Here is a 6091-nt window from a genome sequence, read left to right on the forward strand (position 1 = left end):
ATTCATCTGGCATCCGTAAGTCTCGAGATAAACCCGCGGATGCGCAGGATTTGCAGTGCGATCGTTCATACGACGAAAAGAAATCTTAGGCTACGTCGTCACGTCGATTCAACGCGGACTAACTGAAGCCGGACATCGGCGCATTTGTGGAGCGCTGCGCGATTTCGGAAACCGGAACCGGCTTCGCGTACGCGAAGCTGTCCGGAGGCCAGAAGCCATTTCCTCCCCTCGCGTTGCTCAGGTCGTCAGGATGACACAAAAACGCGGCTGACCGGGATCGTTCCTCGCGATACTCGCTTCGTTAGGACGAAAGATCTGCCGGTCGCTTCGTCAGAAGAAAGGAGACTCCCTTGCCGCGAGTCATCGCGATATTTAGATTTCGCCAAGACTCCCATGCCACAGAATCGGAGGCCATCGTTCGAGCGGATGGAAGCCACTTTGCTGGCCTGTCCGCAGTGCAAGCGCGCGGTCAAGGTGCGCAAGCGCCTGCTGCTCGTCCTCCCCAACGGCGACAAGTACTTGTACGTATGTCCTGACTGCGGCTCGACCTGCGGCGAGACAATCGAGACGCCGCCTCCGATCGCGCGATGAGGAACTTGATTTTAGTGAAACCCGTCCTTGGGTTTCACGCTTCCTTGGGGGAAGTGTTCTTCGACAGCGACGATGCGCATGTTCACACTCACCACGGAACCGTCTGGCCGAGGTAATTCAGATACTGAAGACCCGCTTTTCCGGCCTGCGCGTCCATCGTATTCGCGAGATTCGGTATGCTTTCCTCGATGCTCAGACGCGCTTCTGGGCCGCCCAGATCGGTTCGCACCCAGCCAGGCGCCATGAGCAGCAGGGTTCGCGGATCATCGGCGTGGCGGGCGGCGAAGCTGCGCATAAACATGTTGAGCGCCGTCTTGCTTCCACGATAGATCTCGTAATGTCCGTTATCATTGTTTGTGATGCTGCCCTGTCCCGAGGACATGATGCCGATCGTGCCAGTTGGCAACACGAGCTCCTGCAAACTCTCGACTACACGCATGGGACTCAAGGCGTTCGTTACCATCATACGTATGAATTCGTCGGTTGAAATGTCGGCGACCACATCACGAGTACCGATGCCGGCATTGACGAACAGCATGTCGAACTGTCTCGATGCCAGACGCGCCCGCAGCGCGGCAACCTGATCTGGATAAGTAATGTCGACGGTCGCGATTTCGAGTCGACCTTGAGCGGCTCGCAATAGATCGTGCAGTTTTGATGTGGTGCTGTCCCGTTCAGTGGCCACTACGTGCCAGCCGCGCTTGAGGTACTCCTCAGCCAAGGCGAAACCAAGGCCGCGGGACGCGCCAATGAGAAGGAGATGTTTATCAGACGATGTAGTGGGCACTTACAATTCTCCTTAGCAAGCAATCAATGAAGGGCAGCATGTCGCCATCCGTCCTGGATAGGGCATATCTGACCCAGACAGTAACCAAGATAGCGGGCGGTCAATCATTGCGGAGAGGCGCATCGGCCAGGGTAACCCCTGCACCTTGGTATTTACGGCTTGTCGCGCATGCCATCGAGATCGCGCATCGCACGCTCGAGGATTTCGCGCACTTTGTCGATTCGCTCTTGCGACGCTGTCTCGCCGGCCACTGCGCGGAATGCGGCCTTGACCAGGCGCTCGGCAGGGCCGCGAATCTCGGCCGCGTCGGGGTCGTTCGCATGACGCCATCCGGCCCATCGCTGCGCCCGCCACCAGATTCGTCGCACGGTCTCGTCTTCACGCTTGAGTTCCGCGGCGCCCGCGTCGGTGATCGCATAGACGCGCTTGCCTTCCTTCGAGTCCGACGAAATCAGGCCTTCATCTTCGAGTTGCTGCAGCGTCGGATAAACCGTGCCGGCGCTGGCGCTGTAGATTCCGCCCGAGCGCTCTTCGAGCTGACGCATCAGCTCGTAGCCGTGCTTCGGACCGTCTGCGATTAGCGACAGGAGCGCGAGCCGCACTTCGCCCGGGCCGAAGAAACGCGCCCGCATGCCCATCATGCCGAATTCGCCCCAGTGGCCACGTCTTTGAAAACGTCGAGTTCCGCAAACCATCATGAGCGACCCTCCGTAACAACGTAATACATGCTGAATGGTATATCGTACGATATAGCTGGAGTCAATGCGAAAGGATGCGGCCAGCTGCCGCGACTCGGAAACTGGAACCGGCTTCGCCTACGCGAAGCTGTCCGGAGGCCCGCCCGTTTGCATTGCTCGCTCCGTCAGGATGACAAAACGGGGTGCTGCGTTAGCCCATGACGTGCACAGATGCCGGCTCGATCACATACGTCACTCGCTGCTCGCCCGGCTGGCGGAACGGATACTTGTCCTGATTCAGGTACTTCTTGGCCAGGCTGTCGATATGCGCGTCGGCGCCTTTCTCGTCTTCGCTGATGACCGGTCCGCGGATTCCGATGTAACGGTATGCGTTTTCGGGATCCACGATGGCCAGCGCCACCTTTGCTCCGACTTTCATGTTCTTTGCCTTCACCCGTCCGCGCGCAGTGTTGATCCGGATTTTTCCGTTGGTGTAGTCGAACCAGACGGGCGTCACTTGCGGAGTGCCGTCGGGCATTATCGTTGCAATATTTGCAAGCGGCTTCTTGGTGGTGAGGAGGTCGAGAAATTTCTCGGGGATTGGGCTCGACGGCATAGTTCCAGATTAGACGATAAACCGCTTGAGGCAACCGCCGGGAGATTCGATTGCGCGAGAAACTGCCGGATGAATTTGACACGTACATTTGCATGCGTTAATAGCCAAGCTTAAGCTCGAACTTTGGAATGCGGCGCGGGGGAACGCCCGATTGCGCCCAGGAGTGTTTTGCGATGGCGCTGTTCAATAAAGAGCCTGAAAAAAATCCCAAGATTCAACCAACCACCACGCCGCTAGCTTCGTCCACTTCGCCAGCGCCTTCAGCTTCGACTTCCTCCACTACGTCCGCGTCCGCTCCGCGAGCCAACGGACCGGCGCCAGCCGACGGCCGCGCATATCTCGATCGCGGTTCGAAGATCTCCGGCAAGATTTCATTCGAAGGTCCCGCGCGAATCGACGGCGAGGTCGACGGCGAGATAAGCGCCAAGGACAGCCTTACGATCGGCGAGTCGGCCGTGATTACCGCTCACATCCGGGCCGGCTCGGTCTCGGTTGCGGGCAAGGTCAGCGGCGATATCGTCGCAACGCAGCGCATCGAAATCCGCCCGTCGGCGAAGGTCAGCGGAAATATCACGGCGCCCATCCTTTCGATTCTGGAAGGCGCGCTGTTCGAGGGCCATTGCTCGATGCAGCCCGAGGGCATCCGCGAAGACCGTAAAGTCACAGTATTCCCCAAGGAGGAGCGCGTGCCGCAAGCCGCCGTCGGAGGGCAGAAGCAGGCCTGAACTGCCCGGCCGGTTGAGCTGATATAGTCCGCGTTCCTATTTTCCGATGATGGAGAGAACTTCGACAGTCCCCCCAGGGGAGACGCCGTAATATGCATATCCCGCCGAATTGGGGGACGTTCTTTGCACTGATTGTTTCGTTCCTGGTTTTCTGGTTTATATTCAGCCGATTATTTTTTCGCCCGTTCCTGAACCTGCTCGCCGAGCGCGAGCGCAGATTCAAGGACTTGAATGATCGCACCGAGGAACTGATTAGACAGGCGCGCGTCGCTGAAGAGGAACGCGAAGCCTGGCTCGCCGAGCTCCGAAAGGGCGCAATCGCGCGGCGTGAGACCGCTCGCCGCAAGGCCGAAGAGGACGCCGCGCAAATGATGGAAGCGGCGAAAGCCGAAGCGCGCGACACGCTCGAACAGGTGCGCGTCAAGATAGAAACGGAGCTGAGGGCGGCGGAGAGCGAACTCGAGCAGATGGGACACAGCCTTGCGAGCGAGCTCGCTGAGCGCGTGCTGGGCCGGCCATTGAACGCTGGCGCGGCGACAACGACAGGCAAAAACAATTAGGCACGACTGATTCAACCTCAAATGAAGAAGTGGCTCACATCGGCGGCGATTCTCGCTGCCGCTTTTTTTGCGTACGCCGTCCCATACGCCCATGCGGCGGAGGGCGCGGGCGCGGAGCACGGCTCATGGCTGCTGCTGACGTTCTTCGCGATCAACTTCATCCTGTTCGTGGGCGTGATTGCGTATTTCGCCGTTCCGCCAATCCGGAAATTCTTCGCCGATCGCGCCGGCACGATTCGCACTGCACTGTCGCGAGCGTCGAGCGCGCTGGCAGAGGCTGAAGATCTGGCCAACAAGGCAGCGGCGCGGATGGCTGCGCTCTCGGCAGAACTGAAGAAACTCGCGGACGAGTTGGAACAGGAAACCGCTTTCCAGGTCGGCAAGGTCGCCGATCTTGCGAAATCGACCGCCGAGAGAATTCGGCGCGACACCGGGATGAGCAGTTCGGCGCTGGCGGAAGCGGCGAAGCGGCGCGTCCGCGCGCAGTTGGCCGAATCGGCCGCGACCATGGCGAGCGATCTGATCGGTCGCAATTTTCAGCCGGCCGATCAGGGCCGGCTTATCGACGGCTTCATGGACAAGCTTGGCGATGGTGACCGGCGATGAAAGGCTCCCGAGTTGCCAAGCGCTACGCGCGCGCCCTGCTCGATCTGGCAGACAAGGGCAACGAGGAAACGTGGGGCGCCGAGCTCGAACGGCTGGCGGCGATGGTCGAGTCGCCCGAGCTGCTCGAACGCCTCGCATCGCCAGAGTTGTCCGATCAGTCGCGGCAGGAAGCGATGGCGAAGATTGCCGAGCGCCTCAATCTCAGTTTTCCGGTGCGTTCGTTCGCGGTTGTGATCGCGCGCCACGGGCGTATTCGCGAAATCGGCGCGATCGCCGAGTCGTATCGCGAGCTGCTCGATCAGGCGATGGGTCGTGAGCGCGCCACGCTCACCTTTGCGATACAACCGTCGGACGCTGAAATCGCACGAGTGATAAGAGGCCTCGAGGTGATCGCGAAATTGAAAATAATCCCGACCGTGAAAATCGACGCCGCGCTGCTCGGCGGCGTCACCGCGGAACTGGGCGGAAAAATCTACGACGGCAGCCTTGCAACTCGCCTCGCGGAGGCCAAGCGCCGGCTCGCGGGCTAGGCAGGAAGAAACGACATCTATATGGCAGAAATCCGACCATCAGAAATCAGCGAAATCCTGAAAAACGAAATCAAGGGTTTCGAGGGCAGCATCTCGGTTCGCGAAACCGGCCGCGTCCTCTCATGCGGCGACGGTATCGCTCGAATCTACGGCTTGCAGAACGCCGCGTTCGGCGAGCTGCTCGAATTTCCGCATCAGATCTTCGGGATGGTGCTGAATCTCGAGGAAGACAACGTCGGCGCCGTGCTGTTCGGCGACCCGCAGGCAATCCAGGAAGGCGACGAGGTCAAGCGCACCGGCCGAATCGCCGAAGTGCCCGTCGGCGAAGGACTGCTCGGCCGCGTCGTCAACGCCCTCGGCCAGCCCATCGACGACAAGGGCCCCATCAAGGCGACCGAGACGCGCCGCATCGAAATCAAGGCGCCCGGGATCATCCGCCGCCAGCCGGTCAAGGAGCCGCTGCAGACCGGCATCAAGGCGATCGACACGATGCTCGTCATCGGACGCGGACAGCGCGAGTTGATCATCGGCGATCGTCAGACCGGCAAGACCGCGATCGCGATCGATACGATCATCAATCAGAAGGGCCTCAACATGCATTGCATTTACGTGGCGATCGGGCAGAAGCGCTCGACCGTCGCGCAAGTGGTCGAGAAGCTCACCAGCGCCGGCGCGATGGAGTTTACCACCGTCGTCGCCGCGACCGCTTCCGAAGCCGCTCCGCTACAATACATCGCGCCTTACAGCGGCTGCACGATGGGCGAGTATTTTCGCGATACCGGCAAGCATGCGCTGCTGGTGTACGACGATCTCAGCAAACATGCGCAGGCCTATCGACAGTTGTCGCTGCTGCTGCGCCGCCCGCCCGGCCGCGAGGCTTACCCCGGCGACGTTTTCTATTTGCATTCGCGATTGCTAGAGCGCGCCGCCAAGATGAGCGATGAGATGGGCGGCGGGTCGCTCACCGCGCTGCCGATAATCGAGACCCAGGAAGGCGAC

The 6091-nt window shown here is 60.2% G+C and carries 9 protein-coding genes; 6 read left to right on the forward strand and 3 right to left on the reverse strand.

All coding sequences use genetic code 11. From position 1 onward, the window contains the following. The first annotated feature begins 393 nt into the window (after positions 1-393). Positions 394-591 carry a hypothetical protein gene (locus VIW95_RS00780; RefSeq protein ID WP_331583015.1) on the forward strand — a complete coding sequence of 66 codons (198 nt, stop codon included), beginning with the start codon at positions 394-396 and terminating at the stop codon, positions 589-591. A gap of 88 nt (positions 592-679) precedes the next feature. On the opposite strand, the gene VIW95_RS00785 is transcribed toward VIW95_RS00780, so the two are convergent. From VIW95_RS00785 to VIW95_RS00795, 3 genes are all read right to left on the reverse strand, one after another. Then, positions 680-1378: an SDR family NAD(P)-dependent oxidoreductase gene (locus VIW95_RS00785; protein WP_331583017.1), complete on the reverse strand. Its 699-nt coding sequence runs from the start codon at positions 1376-1378 to the stop codon at positions 680-682. A 152-nt stretch (positions 1379-1530) separates the two neighbouring features. Further along, positions 1531-2019, reverse strand: a complete 489-nt coding sequence (locus VIW95_RS00790) for a PadR family transcriptional regulator (protein WP_331583019.1) — start codon at positions 2017-2019, stop codon at positions 1531-1533. 247 nt (positions 2020-2266) lie between these two features. Continuing rightward, the gene (locus VIW95_RS00795) at positions 2267-2671 is read right to left on the reverse strand and encodes a PPOX class F420-dependent oxidoreductase (protein WP_331583021.1); all 405 of its coding nucleotides are present in this window, start codon (positions 2669-2671) and stop codon (positions 2267-2269) included. Between the two features lie 173 nt (positions 2672-2844). On the opposite strand from VIW95_RS00795, the gene VIW95_RS00800 reads away from it, so the two are divergent. The 5 genes from VIW95_RS00800 to atpA form a co-directional block, all read left to right on the forward strand. Further along, complete coding sequence (locus VIW95_RS00800; RefSeq protein WP_331583023.1) at positions 2845-3396, forward strand: polymer-forming cytoskeletal protein; 552 nt, start codon at positions 2845-2847, stop codon at positions 3394-3396. A gap of 92 nt (positions 3397-3488) precedes the next feature. Next, on the forward strand, positions 3489-3956 hold the full coding sequence (locus VIW95_RS00805; protein ID WP_331583025.1) for an ATP synthase F0 subunit B: 468 nt from the start codon (positions 3489-3491) through the stop codon (positions 3954-3956). Positions 3957-3977: 21 nt separating this feature from the next. Next, positions 3978-4562, forward strand: coding sequence for a hypothetical protein (locus VIW95_RS00810; RefSeq protein WP_331583027.1), 585 nt, complete (start codon positions 3978-3980; stop codon positions 4560-4562). Then, positions 4559-5092, forward strand: coding sequence for an ATP synthase F1 subunit delta (gene atpH, locus VIW95_RS00815; protein ID WP_331583029.1), 534 nt, complete (start codon positions 4559-4561; stop codon positions 5090-5092). Before VIW95_RS00810 ends, atpH begins: the two co-directional genes overlap by 4 nt. A 21-nt stretch (positions 5093-5113) precedes the next feature. Continuing rightward, the coding region (atpA, locus tag VIW95_RS00820; protein WP_331583031.1) for a F0F1 ATP synthase subunit alpha at positions 5114-6091 on the forward strand (978 nt) is incomplete at its 3' end.

This window comes from Binatus sp. (SeqCode) (assembly GCF_036522015.1).
Classification (GTDB): Bacteria; Desulfobacterota; Binatia; order Binatales; family Binataceae; genus Binatus.

What these genes read in the sequence shown, in the direction of transcription:
- VIW95_RS00790 (WP_331583019.1), bottom strand. Translation starts at nt 2,019, where the DNA reads ATGATGGGCATGCGGGCGCGTTTCTTCGGCCCGGGCGAAGTGCGGCTC.
- VIW95_RS00780 (WP_331583015.1), top strand. Translation starts at nt 394, where the DNA reads ATGCCACAGAATCGGAGGCCATCGTTCGAGCGGATGGAAGCCACTTTG.
- VIW95_RS00800 (WP_331583023.1), top strand. Translation starts at nt 2,845, where the DNA reads ATGGCGCTGTTCAATAAAGAGCCTGAAAAAAATCCCAAGATTCAACCA.
- VIW95_RS00795 (WP_331583021.1), bottom strand. Translation starts at nt 2,671, where the DNA reads ATGCCGTCGAGCCCAATCCCCGAGAAATTTCTCGACCTCCTCACCACC.
- VIW95_RS00810 (WP_331583027.1), top strand. Translation starts at nt 3,978, where the DNA reads ATGAAGAAGTGGCTCACATCGGCGGCGATTCTCGCTGCCGCTTTTTTT.
- VIW95_RS00805 (WP_331583025.1), top strand. Translation starts at nt 3,489, where the DNA reads ATGCATATCCCGCCGAATTGGGGGACGTTCTTTGCACTGATTGTTTCG.
- atpH (WP_331583029.1), top strand. Translation starts at nt 4,559, where the DNA reads ATGAAAGGCTCCCGAGTTGCCAAGCGCTACGCGCGCGCCCTGCTCGAT.